The sequence below is a fragment of the Desulfovibrio sp. TomC genome, from assembly GCF_000801335.2.
Lineage (GTDB): Bacteria > Desulfobacterota > Desulfovibrionia > Desulfovibrionales > Desulfovibrionaceae > Solidesulfovibrio.
The window spans coordinates 248,843-264,493 of record NZ_JSEH01000001.1 but is presented as its reverse complement, the minus strand read 5'-3'; the positions used below and the strand labels follow the sequence as shown (position 1 = coordinate 264,493).

15 protein-coding genes are annotated in these 15,651 nt (G+C 62.9%); 9 read left to right on the top strand and 6 right to left on the bottom strand.

Features of this window, described 5'->3' with window-relative positions:
* Positions 1-27: 27 nt before the first annotated feature.
* On the bottom strand, positions 28-1,239 hold the full coding sequence (locus NY78_RS01285; RefSeq protein WP_043630679.1) for a GGDEF domain-containing protein: 1,212 nt from the start codon (positions 1,237-1,239) through the stop codon (positions 28-30).
* A gap of 131 nt (positions 1,240-1,370) precedes the next feature.
* On the opposite strand from NY78_RS01285, the gene NY78_RS01280 reads away from it, so the two are divergent.
* The 8 genes from NY78_RS01280 to NY78_RS01245 all read left to right on the top strand — a co-directional run bounded on the left by NY78_RS01280 (position 1,371) and on the right by NY78_RS01245 (position 8,032).
* Complete coding sequence (locus NY78_RS01280) at positions 1,371-2,915, top strand: glycosyltransferase family 9 protein (RefSeq protein WP_043630678.1); 1,545 nt, start codon at positions 1,371-1,373, stop codon at positions 2,913-2,915.
* An 83-nt stretch (positions 2,916-2,998) separates the two neighbouring features.
* Positions 2,999-3,604, top strand: a complete 606-nt coding sequence (locus NY78_RS01275) for a hypothetical protein (protein WP_043630676.1) — start codon at positions 2,999-3,001, stop codon at positions 3,602-3,604.
* Between the two features lie 4 nt (positions 3,605-3,608).
* Positions 3,609-3,959, top strand: a complete 351-nt coding sequence (locus NY78_RS01270; RefSeq protein ID WP_043630674.1) for a hypothetical protein — start codon at positions 3,609-3,611, stop codon at positions 3,957-3,959.
* A gap of 232 nt (positions 3,960-4,191) precedes the next feature.
* Entirely contained in the window at positions 4,192-4,581 is a 390-nt protein-coding gene (locus tag NY78_RS01265; RefSeq protein ID WP_043630672.1) for a hypothetical protein, read from the top strand.
* A gap of 38 nt (positions 4,582-4,619) precedes the next feature.
* Positions 4,620-5,183, top strand: coding sequence for an outer membrane beta-barrel protein (locus NY78_RS01260; RefSeq protein ID WP_043630671.1), 564 nt, complete (start codon positions 4,620-4,622; stop codon positions 5,181-5,183).
* Between the two features lie 368 nt (positions 5,184-5,551).
* The gene (locus NY78_RS01255) at positions 5,552-6,928 is read left to right on the top strand and encodes a sigma-54 interaction domain-containing protein (protein WP_082139840.1); all 1,377 of its coding nucleotides are present in this window, start codon (positions 5,552-5,554) and stop codon (positions 6,926-6,928) included.
* Positions 6,912-7,709: a glutaminyl-peptide cyclotransferase gene (locus NY78_RS01250; RefSeq protein WP_082139839.1), complete on the top strand. Its 798-nt coding sequence runs from the start codon at positions 6,912-6,914 to the stop codon at positions 7,707-7,709. Before NY78_RS01255 ends, NY78_RS01250 begins: the two co-directional genes overlap by 17 nt.
* A 50-nt stretch (positions 7,710-7,759) precedes the next feature.
* Positions 7,760-8,032: a hypothetical protein gene (locus tag NY78_RS01245; RefSeq protein WP_231583677.1), complete on the top strand. Its 273-nt coding sequence runs from the start codon at positions 7,760-7,762 to the stop codon at positions 8,030-8,032.
* A 7-nt stretch (positions 8,033-8,039) separates the two neighbouring features.
* Here the strand turns inward: NY78_RS01245 and lgt are convergent, their stop codons facing one another.
* The 3 genes from lgt to panB form a co-directional block, all read right to left on the bottom strand.
* On the bottom strand, positions 8,040-8,834 hold the full coding sequence (gene lgt / locus NY78_RS01240; protein ID WP_043630668.1) for a prolipoprotein diacylglyceryl transferase: 795 nt from the start codon (positions 8,832-8,834) through the stop codon (positions 8,040-8,042).
* Positions 8,835-8,927: 93 nt separating this feature from the next.
* Entirely contained in the window at positions 8,928-10,271 is a 1,344-nt protein-coding gene (locus tag NY78_RS01235) for a tetratricopeptide repeat protein (RefSeq protein WP_043630667.1), read from the bottom strand.
* Between the two features lie 43 nt (positions 10,272-10,314).
* Positions 10,315-11,193 (bottom strand): 3-methyl-2-oxobutanoate hydroxymethyltransferase, encoded by an 879-nt coding sequence (gene panB, locus NY78_RS01230; protein ID WP_047959964.1) that lies wholly within the window; start codon positions 11,191-11,193, stop codon positions 10,315-10,317.
* Positions 11,194-11,248: 55 nt separating this feature from the next.
* On the opposite strand from panB, the gene NY78_RS01225 reads away from it, so the two are divergent.
* On the top strand, positions 11,249-11,839 hold the full coding sequence (locus tag NY78_RS01225; RefSeq protein ID WP_043630666.1) for a TrmH family RNA methyltransferase: 591 nt from the start codon (positions 11,249-11,251) through the stop codon (positions 11,837-11,839).
* Positions 11,840-11,860: 21 nt separating this feature from the next.
* On the opposite strand, the gene NY78_RS01220 is transcribed toward NY78_RS01225, so the two are convergent.
* Together NY78_RS01220 and NY78_RS01215 are read right to left on the bottom strand one after the other, a co-directional pair.
* A complete protein-coding gene (locus tag NY78_RS01220; protein ID WP_043630662.1) occupies positions 11,861-13,723 on the bottom strand; it encodes an ATP-binding protein in 1,863 nt (620 codons plus the stop codon).
* A gap of 7 nt (positions 13,724-13,730) precedes the next feature.
* Positions 13,731-15,158: an RtcB family protein gene (locus NY78_RS01215; protein ID WP_043630660.1), complete on the bottom strand. Its 1,428-nt coding sequence runs from the start codon at positions 15,156-15,158 to the stop codon at positions 13,731-13,733.
* Positions 15,159-15,651 lie beyond the last annotated feature (493 nt).

Here is a 15,651-nt window from a genome sequence, read left to right as displayed (position 1 = left end):
TCGGGGTGCAGGCCGGTGCAGGCGTCTTTAGAGGGGGGGAGTGTTTCGTTTGTCCACATACATGGCCGCGTCGGCCGCGCGGACCAGATCGTCAATATCCTGTCCCGGCGCGTACACGGCAACGCCAATGGAGACGGAAAGTCCGGGCACTCCGGAAAGATTGCGGTCACCAGCCACTTCGGCCACGCAGTGCCGGATGCGGTCGGCCATGACCTCTCCCTCGGCCGGCCCGGCATCGGGCATCAGCACGACAAACTCGTCGCCGCCAAGCCGAGCCAGCAGATCGTAGGTGCGCACACGTCCGGCCATGGCCCGGGCCACGTCGCGCAACACCGCATCGCCGGTCTCGTGGCCAAACGTGTCATTGACGGCTTTGAAGCGGTTGAGATCACAAAACAGCAGGGCCACGGAAGATCCCCGGCGTTCAGCCAGACTCAATACGGCCGGCCCGTGGCGGCGAAGGTAGGCCCGGTTGGGGATGCCGGTCAGCTCGTCGGCTTCGCGTTGTCGGGTCAGTTCTTCGTGAATCTTGACGTGGAGCAGATCGCCGGCCAAAACGTCACAGAAATGTTCCAGAAAATCCGTGCCTTTCTCGGCACAGTAACGGCCCGCATTGCTGTCGGCCATGGCCAGAACGCCGATGCGCCGTTTGGGCTGGTATTTGTCGGCCAGAGGGGCGATAAAGCACGATCCCTCACGCAGTTGCGGTTGGGCGGTCAACACGGCCGGATTGAAAAAAAAGTCGGGGCGCGGCAGGGCGGCCACTGGGCCGACATAGACCCGGCGTCCCGGGTCAGCGCGGGGCAGAGCGTTTATGGCCGTTGTCAGCGCCTTGGCGGCCGGGCAAGGAAATCCCGGCGGCACGAATGCGGCAAAGAGTTCCCGGGAGAGCAGGCAGGTCAGCGTGGTTACGCCCATGGCCCGGGACAGTTCGGCCAACATGTCGGGCAGCTCATCCATGCGCCGCAGGCGTCGGGACAGGGTCAGGGCCGAACGGAAGGTGGCAAAGGCCTGGTCGTTGCCACGGAAGATCTCCTGCAGTCGCTTGAGCTGGCCGCCGAGTCGGCGGGCGTGTTCGCGCAACCTGACCGTCTCTTCGGCCTGGGCGCTGTTGCGGGCGGCCTCGTCGGCCATGGCGGCCACCAGCGTCCGGAATTCCGATTGGCGGCCCTCCGGGAGGAACCGTTCCAATTCCAGCGCCTTGGCGGTGAGTTCGGTGTCTTCGAAGGAATTACTCATGTGGGTGTCGAGGCGGCCGGGCCGGCTGCGATGCTCCGTGTCCCTGGTAGCATCTTACGGTCAGGGCAACAAGCCGGCCTGGGGCGTTCCGGGTGCTTGGCAAGGACTTTGACGCCTGTCATGGAGCCTGCATGAATATTGTGTTGCAAAATCTCACGCGCTTTGGCGATTTGCTCCAGTCCCAGCCGGCCCTGGCCGAACTGGCCGGGGAAGGGCATGCCGTGTCCGTGGCCTGCTTGGAAAATTTTGCCGGCGCTGCCGCCTTGTTGCCCGAAGCTTCGGCCATTTTCCCGCTGCCCGGGGCGCGTTTCCTGGCCGGACTGGCCGGGGATTGGCGGCAGGCCCTGGTCGCGGTCACGGAATTTACCGATGCAGTGGCTAGCCAGGCTGCTCCGCAGACCGTGGTCAACCTGACGGCGGCCCTGTCTGCGCGTCTCCTGGCCCGGCGGCTTTGCGGCGACGCCGTGCGCGGCTTTTCTCTGGATGCCTTCGGATTTCGCCATGAATCGACGCCCTGGGCTGCTTTTTTGGAAGCCTCTTCGGCCAGACGGGGGCTGAGTCCCTTCAATGTTGTGGACCTGTTTCGCAAATCCGCCGGAGTCGGCCAGGGGCGGGGCCGGTTTGCCCTCAAACGTCCTGGCGGGGCCGAGTCTGGCCAAGCTGCGGCGCTTTTTGCCGACGTGGCGGCAGGGGCCTTGGCCGTCGGTTTCCAACTCGGAGCCAGCGCCGCGGCGCGGCAGTGGCCGGTGGCGCGGTTTGCCCGGGTGGCCAGCCTCCTGTGGGAGCGGCTGGGCACCGTGGCCGTCCTGGTCGGGACGGGCGCGGAAAAATCGTTGGCCGCCCGGTTTCGCGAACTGTACACCGGACCGTGCCTGGATCTGGTCGGGGCCACCGGTCTGCCGCTGCTTGCGGCCGTGACAGCCAGACTGGCCTTGCTTGTCACCAACGACACCGGCACCCTGCATCTGGCGGCCGGTCTGGGCGTCCCCAGCGTGGCCGTCTTTCTGGCCACGGCCCAGCCCTTTGACACCGGCCCCTATCTGGAAGGCTGCCTGTGCCTGGAGCCGGATATGCCCTGCCATCCCTGCCCCTTTGGCATACCCTGTTCGCACGATCACGCCTGTCTGGAGGCCATTTCGCCCGATGCCGTGGCCCAGGCCGTCGTGGCCTTTTGCCACACCGGGGCCTTTGCCCCGGGGCGCTACCCCGGAGCCAGGGCCTGGGTGTCGGCCTTTGATGCCGCCGGTTTTATGGATCTCGTTTCCTTGACTGGGCACGACAGTGAACCGCGGGCCATCTGGCTGCGTCACCAGCGCCACGTTCTTCGTCAATTCCTTGACGACACCCCCTTTGTCCCGCCGATAGTACTGCCGGCGGCCCTGCCCGATGCCGACCGTCAGGCCCTGGTCCGCAGCCTGGCCCAATCGGCCGACATGCTCCGTCTGGTCGAAGGGCAGGCTGTCCTGGCTGCCCGCAATCAGGCCATGAAAAGCCGATTTCTGGCCAGCTACGAGCGCATAAACAGCCTGTGGGCCGCTTCGCCGCATCTGGCCGTGCTTGGCCAGTTGTGGCAGCGTCAGGCCCAGGAGCAGGTCCCGAATCTGGACCGTCTTGTCGCCAACATCCGCCGCTTTGCCGCCTGCGTGACCGCTTTCACCCATCTCGTCGAGGCCTGAACTCCCTGGCACGGTTGTTGTATAAGAAGGGGCGGGACAGGAAATCCTTTCCCTTCGATAACAACTCCAGAGGGAGGCGCGACATGATAAGTGTGGATGGCCGGGCAACCGGCATGGAAATCAAGCAGTTCCAAAATCTTGAGGAAATTCTGCTCCGCATCATGGAGACGAATGAACTGGACGGTCGAATCGTCACGGATGTGTTCGTCAACAACGAAACATTTTCCGAGATCTATCCCCATCAGGCTGAGGACATCGAGGTCGATGAGATCGAGTCCGTGGAAGTCAAAAGCGTGCCCGTTGCGGACATGGCGCTCGACATGACCATGGAGCTTGGCAAGGTTGTACAGCTTATGGACCACGGCGCCCGCCGGGTGGCTGAGCTGTTCCGCCAGGCCGACGATGCCGAGGCCTTGGAAGTCTACCAGGATCTCATGGATGTGACCCGGGACTTCCTCAACATGATCGGCGTGTTGCGCGGTGAGGCCGTCAAGCGCACCGACTCTGCCTTTGATGCGGCGGCCGATGAAATTTCCAACCTCTTCTCGGAAATGTTGGAAGTGCTTGAAAACGAGGACTGGATTCTGCTCGCCGACCTGCTGGAATACGAATTTATTCCGTCCATGGGTCGCTTCAAAGCGGTCATCGGTGAACTGCAGAAAAGCTTCGAGAGCACCGGAAAGGAATAACGTCATGTCCGACAAGCTTGAATTCCTTGAAGCGGCCCTGGCCACCGGTGAACGCGAACTGCACTATCTTCTCGCCGGCGAAATCGAAGAAGCTGAAAAGCTGGCCAAGGATCGTGGACGACTGCTGGAAATGGCTTGGCAGTGTGCCGATCCAGACAGCATCGGCCTGCTTCGGGACAAGCTCCACAAGCTTAAGAATCTGCAAGGCCAGCTCACCGTGGAGGCCAGACGCCTTCATGCCGACCTTAAAAATGATCTGCAGCGGGCCAAGCAGGAAAATCAGCGGCTTTCCGGCTACCGCACCACGGTGCGACCTAATCCCGCCGTGCGCCGCTATCTGGACAAAGCTGGCTGAGACCTTCCCTCTGGCGCAGTCAAAAGCCGGACCGTCGCGGTCCGGCTTTTTTTGGGCCCGTTGGCGTCCTGTTCCAGGCAGTCGGCCTTTTGACATACGGCTGGGATGAAAAATTATATCCCTGAAATTATTGGTTAATAATCTTGGCAAGCTCTTTGCTAGGGGAAGGGCGACCCTGCGGTGAAGGCGGTTGGCTGCTGCGCCGTCACAACGTGATACCAAGGAGAACGCCATGCTTTCCATTTTCGCCGGCGCTGACAAGAAGATTCGGGATCGCCATGAGGAACTCAAGAAGGGCGCCCGGCTGAAAAATGCCAAGGAGCTGTTTTTTAGCGGCAAGTTCCCCGTGGTGACCACCCCCCATCTCGATGGCCGCAAGATCCGCCGGGTTCTCGGGCTGGTCAGCGGACGTGGGTTTGATTCCGAATGCGCGTTCTACGGGCTCACCGCCAGTGCCCTGGACATCGGGGCTGACGCCATCATCGGCTACCAGGAGAACGTGGCTTTCCATCCCGATGGCTCCCGCTATTTTTCCTGCTATGGCACGGCGGTCATCCTGGAAAAACTGCCGTCCCTTCGGCCCGACCCCAAAACCCTGGCCGCCAAGTCCCTGATGCACTGAGTCTGCCGGACGGCCGGACTCCCAGAAGGAGCGTACCCATGAAGCTCGCCATCACCCTCATCGCCGCCTGCGCCGTGCTTGCGCAGACCGGGTTGGCCTTGGCCCAGGAATACACCCAGGGGACGAGCTACGTCGAACCCCGGGGCGGCGTGTATGGAACAACCAACAAGAACGTCGGCGTGGTTGGCACCTACGGCGGTGCGGCCGGGCACTATATTGCCGACGGCGTCGCCATCGAAGCCGAAGGTCTAGGCTACGCCGTGGATCAGACAACCAAGACAGCAACGCCCCTTGGCGTCAGCAGCAAGCAGGAAACCAACAACGCCACGGGTATTGCCGCCATGGCCCGCTGGAATTTTGTGCGAACGCCCAAGGGAACGCTCTTTGTCGGCGCCGGCGGCGGCGGCGTGTTTGCCGACAAGGACCTGCCCTATAACGGCTCCAAGCAAAGCGGGGCCGGACAGGCCGATGTCGGCGCTTCGGTCGCCCTGGCGAAAAACGTCAGTCTCAAGGCTGCCGGACGTTACCAGCACCTGGGATCGTTTTCCGACAACGGGATGGACAGCCTGGGCGGGAACGTCGGCTTTAAGATCAGCTTTTAGGCTGGACGTCGTCGCCCTTGTTCGGCGTGTCAGGAGACAGCGGTGTTTTTGGGGAGTGCGGACCGCACCCCGTCTTGACGCCTCAGCCTTGGATGCCGAGTTTTGGGAAGATAAAGCGTACCACCAGGAACCAGGCCACCAGGACGCCGCTGAAAATAAGGAAATCATTCATCCACCCAGTGTAAGCATGAAAAGCGCGACGGCAACCGGTCTGTCGCGCTTTCATTTTGGAGTTAGGCCTCGCCTTGCAAGGCCCTAAGCATCATGCTAACGGTTTGGGATTACGAGTAAACAGCTGACTGCCGGGGCAGGCGCGGGCACTTCGCCGCCTGCGCGGCGCCCTGCTTTCGCAGGTGTGGCGGGTTGTTGTGGAATTTGAAAAGCACCTCAGGGAAATCGTCAACACCATGAGCGAAGGCCTCCTGCTGGTGGGAGCCAACGGGGCTATTGCCATGGTCAACGAGGCGCTTACACGCCTGACCGGCTATGGCCGGGAGGAGCTCGTTGGCCAGTCCTGCCGGGTGTTTGACTGCGACCTGTGCGAACGGGAACGGGGAGGCGGCGGCGGCGCGTGGTGCCGACTGTTTGCCGAAAAAACCACCCGGGCCAAGCGCTGCATGATCCGGCGCAAGGACGGGACTTATCTGCCGGTGCTCAAAAACCAGTCGCTTCTGCGCGATACCGCCGGTCAGCCGCTTTTTGCCGTGGAAACCCTGACGGATCTGTCCGAACTGGCCGGGCTGGATCGCAAGGTGGAGGAACTGACCCGCCTCCTTTCCGCCGATGAGGGCTTTCACGGCATGATCGGGGCCTCGCCGGCCATGCGCCGGGTGTTTGATTTGCTCGAGCGGGCGGCCGGGAGCGATGCGCCGGTGCTGCTTGTGGGTGAATCCGGCACGGGCAAGGAACTGGCGGCCTGGGCTATTCATGAGCTTGGCCGGCGGCGGCAGGGACCGTTTATTCCCTTCAATTGCGCCGCCCTGTCCGAAGCATTGCTAGAGAGCGAACTGTTTGGCCATGCCAAGGGTGCGTTTACCGGAGCCCACCGCCATCGCCAGGGCCGGTTTGAGGCCGCGGACGGGGGCGACATCTTTTTGGATGAAATCGGCGACGCCCCAGCCTCCATCCAGGTCAAGCTGCTGCGTGTCCTTGAGACCAAGCGCTTTGAGCGGGTGGGCGAAAACAGGTCTGTGCGGGCCGATGTACGGGTTATTTCCGCCACCAATCGCGATTTGTCCCGGCTGGTGGCGGCAGGGCGTTTTCGGGAAGACCTTTTTTTCCGGATAAACGTCATTCCCATTGAGTTGCCGCCACTGCGCACCCGGCTTGAGGATCTGGCTCCCCTGGCCGAGCATTTCCTGCGTCGTCTGGCCTCCCAGGCTGCCCGGCCCGTGCCCTCCATTTCCCCGGAAGCCATGCGCATCCTTCTGGCCCATCCCTGGCCCGGCAATGTGCGCGAGCTCAAAAGCGCCCTGGAATACGCCTTTGTGGTCACCGACGCAGGTCCGGTGGAACCCCGGCATCTGCCGCCGTCGCTGCTCATGCCAGCCAGCCAGGACATTCCTGCCGCAGTCTGCCGCCCGGGCGTCGTGCTCGAAGCCCAGCGCAGCGAACTCGTAACCGCCCTGCGTCAGGCCGGGGGCAACCGTTCGAAAGCGGCCAGAATACTTGGCGTCAGCCGTGGCACGATCCTCAACCGCATGCGCCGCTACGGCGTGGATTCACGACATGTCCTCGACTATTAGACGACTTGCGGCCATTGCGCTGCCCGTGTTGCTGGTTTGCTCCTGTCTGGCCGGCGTCGGCCTGGCTGCGCCGCTGTTGCCCGCAGTCATAAAGACCCGGCTGCCCCATGATCCCAAGGCCTTTACCCAGGGCCTGCTCTACCACGACGGTTTTTTGTACGAGAGCACGGGACTCTACGGCCAATCGACCCTTCGCCGGGTGGATCCGGCCACCGGGCAGGTGCTGGCCCGACGGGTGCTCCCGGCCACAATTTTCGGCGAGGGCCTGGCCCTGGTTCGCGGGCTGTTGTACCAGCTCTCCTGGCGGGAAGGCCGGGTGCTGGTTTCCAAGCCGGCGGACCTGTCCCCGGCTGGGGAGTTCCCGCTGCCGACCGAGGGATGGGGGGCCTGCGTCCTCAATGGCATGCTTGTGGTCAGCGACGGCTCGGATAAACTGTTTTTTTATGATCCCGCCACCATGGCTGCCATCGGGGCGGTATCCGTAACCGACGACGGTGCGCCTGTGACACGCCTCAATGAGCTGGAGCTGATTGCCGGGCAGATCTGGGCCAATGTCTGGGGGGATGACCGCATTGCCGTCATTGATCCGGCCAGCGGCCGGGTGACGGCCTGGGTGGACTGTTCTGGGCTGCGCCCGGGCGTCACGGCCACCGACCTCAACAAGGTGTTAAATGGCATCGCCCACGATCCGGCCACCGGGCGGGTCTGGGTGACCGGCAAACACTGGCCCGAACTGTTTGAGATCACCGTGCCGGGATTGCCCACAGGCGGCGCCCACTAGGCTGGATCAGGGCAGAGACGGACAGACAAGCAGACTGGGGAGGGACGTCCATGCGCGAACAACTACGACCCCAGGCAGGCAGCATGAAGCAGAAATGCCGGATGTGTCGGTATTGGAAGGGACCGATCCCACCCGAGCACCGCTACTGCCCTCCAGAGGAGATGCAGGGCGGGGAGTGGGGCTATTGCAAGCGCCACGCGCCGTTCCCGGCCGCCGTGCCGGTGGAACAGGCCCGGGGCAAGACCTACGTGGCCGTGTGGCCGGAAACCCAGGCCGAGGACTTGTGCGGAGAGTTCGTGCTCATTCCCCTGCACCGCGAATAGCGGCGCTTTACGCTGCCGCCGGTTCGTGTGCCGGGCGCAGGATGAGCCAGAGGCCAAGGGCGATGACCGGAAGGCTTAAGAGCTGGCCCATGGTCAGCCAGCCAAAGGCCAGATAGCCGAGCTGGGGGTCAGGCAGGCGCACGAATTCCACGGCAAAGCGAAAGATGCCGTAGTACAGGGAAAAGACGCCGCTGACCGCTCCCGGCTTGTGCTTCTTGGCCGAGTAGAGCCAGACAATGGTGAAAAGGGCTGCACCCTCGAGCAGGGCCTCGTAGAGCTGCGACGGATGGCGGGGAACACCCCCGGCCCGGGGGTCGGAAAAGAGGACGCCCCAGGGCAGATTGGTCGCCTTGCCCCAGAGTTCGCCGTTTATGAAGTTGCCGATGCGGCCGGCGAAAATGCCGAACGGGGCCAGAGGGGCGGTGAAATCGGCCACACCCCAGAAGCCCTTGCCGGTTTTGCGGCCCCACAGCCATACCACCGTGAGTACGCCCAAAAAGCCGCCGTGAAACGACATTCCCCCCTGCCAGACCATAAAAAGAGACAGCGGATTGGCGGCCAGGGCCGGCAGATCGTAAAAGAGCATGTAGCCCACCCGTCCGCCGACCACCACGCCAAGTACCATGTAGGTCACCAGATCGTCGACTTCAAGGGCGGTCCAGCCTGAACCCGGACGCGAGGCCCGGCAGCGTCCGAGTATCCAGGCCGCGGCAAAACCGATCAGGTACATAAGGCCGTACCAACGGACGCTGACAGGGCCGAGGCTCACAGCCACGGGATCAAAGTCGGGATGGACGATCATGAGGAAAAACTCCGGTTGGACTGGGCAGTTGGTGGCAAGCCGGGGGCGGCTGCCGGGTGCAGTGGAAGAGCTGGTCGGGCAACGCGTTGCGGACTAGCGGCCCGCGCCCATCTCCTGAAGCAGGGATTTGGCCTTTTCATAGCCGGGATTTATTTCCAGGGCTTTTTTGAGATAGTCCACGGCCGGATCTTTCTTGCCGTAGCGACGATAGACCGTGGCGATATTGTAGCACACCGCCTCGCCGTTTTTCCAAAGATCGGGATTGAGCGACAAGGACCGATCCAGGTATTGGTAGGCTTCAATGTACTGGCGGCCTTCGGTGTAAGCCATGGAAATATTGTAGTAGAGCCCGGGATCGTCAGGGGATATTTTAAGGGCCTTGCGATATTCGGCAATGGCTTCCTGCCACTTGCCCTGGCGGCGCAGCATGAGCCCCAAACGGTTGAAGGTCTCGATATCGGAGCGGTCGAGCATGTTTTTTCGGGTATTGAGCGACTGGCGCAGATACTGCTCGGACAATTCCGGGGCGGACTCCATGCAGCGCATGGCAATGGTCTGGGTGACGCGGCTGACAGCGTCCAGGGCTTCCTTGGTGGCGATGCGCACCGCCATATCAAAGGCGGCCTTGGCTTTGTCCGTATCGCCAAGCTTGATGTAGCCCGTGCCGATGTCCACCTTGCGGTCGACGTTGAGCGGCGAGAGTTTGTCCAGACGCTCCAAGAACTTGATTTCTTCGGTGGTATTGCCTTCCTCGTGGTGGAGTTCGGCAATCTTTTTAAGGGGATCGAGAAAGAGCCGAGCTCCTTTTTCCGCCTGGGTATAGGCCCGAAGCGCCTCATCCTTTTTGCCCATGGCCCGCAGGGCGTCGCCCATAAGCAGGAGTCCCGACGGGCTGTTGGACTTCATGTCCAGGACCTGTCTGGCGATTTTGGCCGCCTCCAGGGCATCGCCCATCTCCAGGCACTGGCGGCCCTTGTCCATAAACTCGCCAAGCTGTCCCCGGGGTTTGACCGTGAAGGCGATCTTTTCGATCATCGTATCCGCAGAGATGGGCTTGGTGATGATGTTGTCCGCACCGAGTTCGTGGAGCAGGACAAGCTTGTCGCGCTCGACTTCCGTCGTCAGGACCACCACAAAAAGGTCATTGGCAAAATCGTTTTTAAGATAGCGGATAATATCGGAGGTGTTGCGACCGTTTAGTTCCCGTTCGATGAAGACAAGGATCTTGTGGCTCTTTGCGCGCAATTGCTTGATGTTTTTGGGGAGTTGCTCAGTTGTGGCAATGTTGTGAACGCATTCATCCTTGATGGTCAGGTGGCGAAGCAGGGTGCTGCGCAGGTTTTTGTTAAAAAGGGCATCGGTGCTGACGACCAGGAACACCCCGTTTTGCAGGGCAATGAATTCCCGGACGTCGTCGTCATACTGCTTGTTTTTCATGTACCGCTCATAAAAATGGACGCCGATGCGCCACGGCTGCTGGTCAGGGCTTGGTCTTCAAGCTATCGGGAATGTCATCGTTTTTCCCGATCAGGGCCGAGAACGCGGCCAGCGCGTCCGGGGCCATGGAAAAACTCTGCTCCGGTCCCGGAAAATCCGAACTCCTAACCGCCTCGACGTACCGCGTCAATGCGGCCACGGCCTGCTCCCCGAGTGTCCCGAACTGTTTCACGAATCGTGGGCGCAAGCGGTCGTAGAGTCCTAAGACGTCGTGGAAGACCAGGACCTGGCCGTCGCAATCCGGTCCGGCCCCGATGCCGATCGTGGGCACGGGCAGGGCTTTGGTTACGGCCGCCGCCACCGGGGCCGGGATGCATTCGAGCACGATGGCGAAACAACCGGCCTCAGCCAGGGCCAGGGCGTCGTCCAGCAGCTTGGCTGCCGCCTCGGCCGTTTTGGACTGGACTTTAAATCCGCCGAGCGCTGCCAGATGCTGCGGGGTGAGCCCCACATGGCCAAGGACGGGAATGCCGGCAGCCGCCATGGCCCGCACTTGGGGGACCACCTCGCGTCCGCCTTCGAGTTTGACGGCTCCGGCCCGGCCTTCCTTGAGGAAGCGGCCGGCATTGGCCACGGCCGTCTCGACCGAAACCTGATAGGACAAAAAGGGCATGTCCGCCACCACCAGGGCCGTTTCCGAGCCCTTGGCCACGGCTCGGACATGGTGGAGCATTTCATCCATGGTCACCGACAACGTGTCGTCGTGCCCCAAAACCACCATGGCCAGGGAATCGCCGACGAGCAGGACATCCACCCCGGCCGCCTCGGCCAGGCGGGCAGATGTATAGTCATAGGCAGCCAGCATGGCGATTTTACGCGCCCCTTTGGCGGCAGTCACGTCTGGGGCGGAAATTCTCGGCATGATCCCAACTCCTTGTTCTTGCGCCGGACGGCATATTGGCCTATGTGCCACGGCCATGCATGTCTGCATCACCGAGCGCCGGGCAAAGCGCATTGAGGAAGTCCTGGCCAGGCGTCAGACCGACCTGACCCTGGTTGTAAACAACATCCACGATCCCCACAACGTGTCGGCCATATTGCGAAGCTGTGACGCCTTCGGCATTCACCGCGTCCATCTGCTTTACACCGACACAGCCTTTCCGGCTCTGGGGAAAAAATCATCCGGTTCGGCCAAGAAATGGGTGGAAACCGTGCGCCACCGCGACGCGGCCTCCCTGGCGCAAACGCTCAAAAGCCAGGGCTATGCCCTGTTGGCCACGAGCTTCTCTGAAACGGCCAAACCGCTGCCGCATTGGAATCTCACCGGCAAGACCGCCATCATCCTCGGCAACGAGCACCGGGGCGTGGACGACGACTTGGCCCCGCATGTCGACGGGGCGCTGTATATCCCCATGATGGGCATGGTGCAAAGCCTTAATGTGTCGGTAGCCGCCGCAGTGATTCTGTACGAAGGGTTTCGCCAGCTCGACGCAGCCGGCCGGTACGACACCCCGAGCCTGGAACCCCTGGAGATGGCCCGGCTGGTCAAACTCTGGTCCAGCAAGTAATCGGGCGCGCCGGCCAAACCCTCAGGCGGCGGTGAGCTTGATGCGCATGGCCGCCAAGACATCATCCATGGCCGCTTCCATGCGCTCAAAGGCCGCCTGGGCCTGGGGCTGGTTGTTCTCCCGGGAAGCACGTTCCAGATCGTGGCAGGCCTCGCGCAACACCGGGGCGCACATGGTGGCCGAGGCGCCCTTCAGGGAATGGGCCAGAAAGGCCAGATGCTGCAAGTCAGGCCCGGTCAGTGCGTCGCGCATGGAAACCAGATTTCCCGGCTGCTCGGCCACGAAGGCCCCGAACAGTTTCATGAGAAATCCGGTGTTGCCCCGGGCCTTGGACAGCAGTTCGGTCCAGTCGAGTACCAGCCGACCGTCGTCACGAGGCAGGGGCTGGTCTTGGGCCTGAGTCGGCGAGAGGCCCATCACCCGGCTAAGGGCCATTTCAAGCTCGCTGGGACTGACGGGCTTGCTCAGGTATTCGTTCATGCCGGCTTGCAGGAATGTTTCCCGGTCGCCTTTGAGGGCATGGGCCGTCAGGGCCACAATGGGAATGCCCGGATCAAAGTCGCCGCTGGTATCGTTTCTGATGGCCCGGGTGGCCTCCAGTCCATCCATTTCAGGCATCTGGATGTCCATGAGGATAGCGTCGAAGCGTTTCTTGCGAAGCGCCTCCAGGGCGCGTCTGCCGGTGTGGGCCACCACCACCTCGTGGCCGTCCATCTCCAGCAATTCCTGGGCGTAAATCTGATTGATGGGATTGTCCTCGGCCAAAAGAATGGTCAGGGAGCGGGCCTTGGCTGGTTGTGGCGCAACTGCGGCAGGCGCAACGGTCGTGAGGCTTCCGGGCAGGGCAAAGTCCATCTCGAAGGTGAAGATGCTGCCTTTGCCTTCCTCGCTTTCGACATGGTAGGTTCCTCCCATCATTTCCACGAGATGGCGCACGATGGCCAAGCCGAGGCCCGCTCCCTGGTAGCGCCGGGCCGGGGACACGTCGGCCTGGGTGAAACTGTCGAAAATTGTCTGAATTTTATCGCCGGGGATGCCGATGCCGGTATCGCGCACCTCGAAGTGCAGTCTTGCCCGGCTGGACGTTGGACCTGAATCGGTTCGGGCAATGACCAGAACCACGCTGCCGGCATCAGTGAATTTGACGGCATTCCCGACCAGATTGATCAGCACCTGACGCAACCGGCTGGCGTCGCCGACCAGGGTATGGGGGACGGCGCCGACAAAACGATAGGTGAGCGACAAACCCTTCTTGGCTGCCAGGGGCCGGAAGACGCTGATAATCTCCTCGGCCGTGGCCCGCAGATCAAAAGGTAGCCGGGCCAGTTCCAACGCGCCCACTTCAATGCGGGCATAGTCCACAATATCGTTGAGCACGGTCAGTAGAGATTGGGCCGAGTGGCGGGCCATCTCCAGATATTCCCGCTGCTTGGCTGTAAGCTCCGTGGCCAGGGTCAACTCGGTCATGCCGAGGATGCCGATCATGGGGGTGCGGATTTCGTGGGTGATGTTGGCCAGGAAATGGCTTTTGGCCCGTTCGCCGGCCTTGGCCGCCTCCCGGGCGGCGACGAGCTGGTCCTCGGCCGCACGCAGGGGGGCCAGATCGCGCAGCAGCACCCGGGTCAGGGGCAGATCGGTGCGGCGCAGGATTTCCCGGCGCATAACCGCCAGACGGCCGGTAGCCGGCAGACGCACCTCCCGAACACTCTCCCCATCCAGGGGCAGACCAAGGGGCATACCGGTCAGCTGGTTGGCCGGAACGCCCAAAAATGCTGCGGCCCCGGGCGTTGCGTGCAAAATGATGTCGTCTTTGTCCACGAGCAGCAACGCATCACCGGTCAGTTTTTCCAAGGCGTCGGTTTCGCGGATGAGACCTTCAAGCATGACAGTATTACCCCTTGATGCAGGCCAGGGGACGAAGCCTGGCGATTTTACGGGCCAGACCCAGCTCCTGGGTCGTGTGGGCCACGTCTTCTATGTCCTTGTAGGCTGCCGGAGCCTCTTCGCCAACCCCTTTGAGGCTTTTGGCGCGCAGGGAAATGCCGCGCTCGGCCAGATCGGCCAGCACGCTGCGGGCTGGGAACTGTTTGGCCGCCTGACGGCGTCCCAGGGCGCGTCCGGCTCCGTGGCAGGCCGAGGCAAACGAGCGGCCGGCAGCGGAGGCCGCGCCGCAGAGAATAAAGGAGGCCGTCCCCATACTGCCGCCGATAATGACCGGTTGTCCGACGGCCCGGCAGAAGTCCGGCAGTTCCGGATGGCCCGGCCCGTAGGCCCGGGTGGCTCCTTTGCGGTGGACGTAGAGGGTTTTGACGCCGCGTTCCGTTTGATGCCGCTCCACCTTGCAGGTGTTGTGGGAGACGTCGAAAAGAAGAGGGAGCCGGCAGCCGGGGAACAATTCGGCAAAGACCTCGCGCACGAGGTGACTTAACACCTGTCGGCCGGCCAGGGCGCAGTTGATGGCGGCCCGCATGGCGCCGAGATAGGACTGTCCAAGGGCCGATGCAATGGGCGCGCAGGCCAGATCCGGGTCGGGGAGCGTTATGCCGTGGCCGGGAGCGGCTTGGCGCATGGCGGCCATGTGGTCGGTTGCCGTCTGATGGCCCAGGCCCCGGGAACCGCAGTGGATCGATACGGCCACCTGATCGCGGCGAAGGCCGTAGGCGGCGGCGGCAGGGTGATCGTATATCTCGTCGATGTATTGCACTTCAAGATAGTGGTTGCCGGAACCGAGCGTTCCCAGAGCGTCGCGCTGGCGCTTGCGGGCGAGCCCGGACACAGCCGCTGGATCGGCTCCGGCCATGACGCCGCCCTCCTCGCATCGGGTCAGGTCGCCGGCTTCGCCGTAGCCCTGGCCCACGGCCCAGGCCGCGCCGCCGCGAAGCATCCTGTCCATGGCGGCGTCCGACAGGCGAAGCGCCCCGCCCTGGCCGAGGCCGCAGGGGATGCGGGCGAAAAGGCGGTCGGCCAGCTGTTCCCGCACCGGTTCGACGTCCTGCCGGGAAAGGTTGCCGACAAGGGTGCGTACGCCGCAGGCAATGTCGAAACCCACGCCTCCGGCCGATACCACGCCGCCAGCCTCCGGGTCGAAAGCCGCCACCGCGCCGATGGGAAATCCATAGCCTGGATGGGCGTCGGGCATGGCCAGGACCGGGCCAACGACGCCGGGCAATCCGGTCACATTGGCGAGCTGTGTCAGGACACCGTCCTCCAGGGCCTTGGCCGCGGCCTGACTGCCGTAAAAAACGGCCCGCGTGCGCATGGCCCCGGTCTGCGGCAATTCCCAGGCCAGAGCCTCGATTTGGCGGAGCACAGGTCCCATGACAGCGGTCCTTTGGGCCAGAAGGATTAGACTTGGCCAAATTCAGAAGAATAAGGCGATGGTAGCCCATGGGGAGTGACTTTTGTCAAGGCGTTGTTGACCAGGGCTCTGTGATTTGGTTGGCTGCGTCAGTGAGACCGGAGCCTGCGCGGCGACGGCTGCGCCGAAATCCTGTTTCAGGCCAGGCCAGACGGTGCGGTCGGTGCGCTCCCAGGCCAGAAGCAGGTTGCGTCCAGCCGGGGCAGGCTGGGGCTGGTCGGACACGTAGCCAGGAGACGGGACTCGGCGGCAGCGGCTGTGACCAGACAACCCGGCCCCAGGACAACGCGCGGCAAGAACTCGTCTGACGCATCGTTGGACGGGGTTGGATGTGATCAGGGACAGGGCGGCGGCGGGGGAGCGGTCTGGGGCAGAGGGGGATGACGCTTGTCCCCGGTTTGGGCCAGGGGATATGGGCTTTGGCGCGCGCCGCAGGGCCGGGGGACGGCTGACG

What these genes read in the sequence shown, in the direction of transcription:
- NY78_RS01275 (WP_043630676.1), top strand. Translation starts at nt 2,999, where the DNA reads ATGATAAGTGTGGATGGCCGGGCAACCGGCATGGAAATCAAGCAGTTC.
- NY78_RS01260 (WP_043630671.1), top strand. Translation starts at nt 4,620, where the DNA reads ATGAAGCTCGCCATCACCCTCATCGCCGCCTGCGCCGTGCTTGCGCAG.
- NY78_RS01270 (WP_043630674.1), top strand. Translation starts at nt 3,609, where the DNA reads ATGTCCGACAAGCTTGAATTCCTTGAAGCGGCCCTGGCCACCGGTGAA.
- NY78_RS01220 (WP_043630662.1), bottom strand. Translation starts at nt 13,723, where the DNA reads ATGCTTGAAGGTCTCATCCGCGAAACCGACGCCTTGGAAAAACTGACC.
- panB (WP_047959964.1), bottom strand. Translation starts at nt 11,193, where the DNA reads ATGCCGAGAATTTCCGCCCCAGACGTGACTGCCGCCAAAGGGGCGCGT.
- lgt (WP_043630668.1), bottom strand. Translation starts at nt 8,834, where the DNA reads ATGATCGTCCATCCCGACTTTGATCCCGTGGCTGTGAGCCTCGGCCCT.
- NY78_RS01245 (WP_231583677.1), top strand. Translation starts at nt 7,760, where the DNA reads ATGCGCGAACAACTACGACCCCAGGCAGGCAGCATGAAGCAGAAATGC.
- NY78_RS01225 (WP_043630666.1), top strand. Translation starts at nt 11,249, where the DNA reads ATGCATGTCTGCATCACCGAGCGCCGGGCAAAGCGCATTGAGGAAGTC.
- NY78_RS01250 (WP_082139839.1), top strand. Translation starts at nt 6,912, where the DNA reads ATGTCCTCGACTATTAGACGACTTGCGGCCATTGCGCTGCCCGTGTTG.
- NY78_RS01215 (WP_043630660.1), bottom strand. Translation starts at nt 15,158, where the DNA reads ATGGGACCTGTGCTCCGCCAAATCGAGGCTCTGGCCTGGGAATTGCCG.
- NY78_RS01235 (WP_043630667.1), bottom strand. Translation starts at nt 10,271, where the DNA reads ATGAAAAACAAGCAGTATGACGACGACGTCCGGGAATTCATTGCCCTG.
- NY78_RS01265 (WP_043630672.1), top strand. Translation starts at nt 4,192, where the DNA reads ATGCTTTCCATTTTCGCCGGCGCTGACAAGAAGATTCGGGATCGCCAT.
- NY78_RS01280 (WP_043630678.1), top strand. Translation starts at nt 1,371, where the DNA reads ATGAATATTGTGTTGCAAAATCTCACGCGCTTTGGCGATTTGCTCCAG.
- NY78_RS01285 (WP_043630679.1), bottom strand. Translation starts at nt 1,239, where the DNA reads ATGAGTAATTCCTTCGAAGACACCGAACTCACCGCCAAGGCGCTGGAA.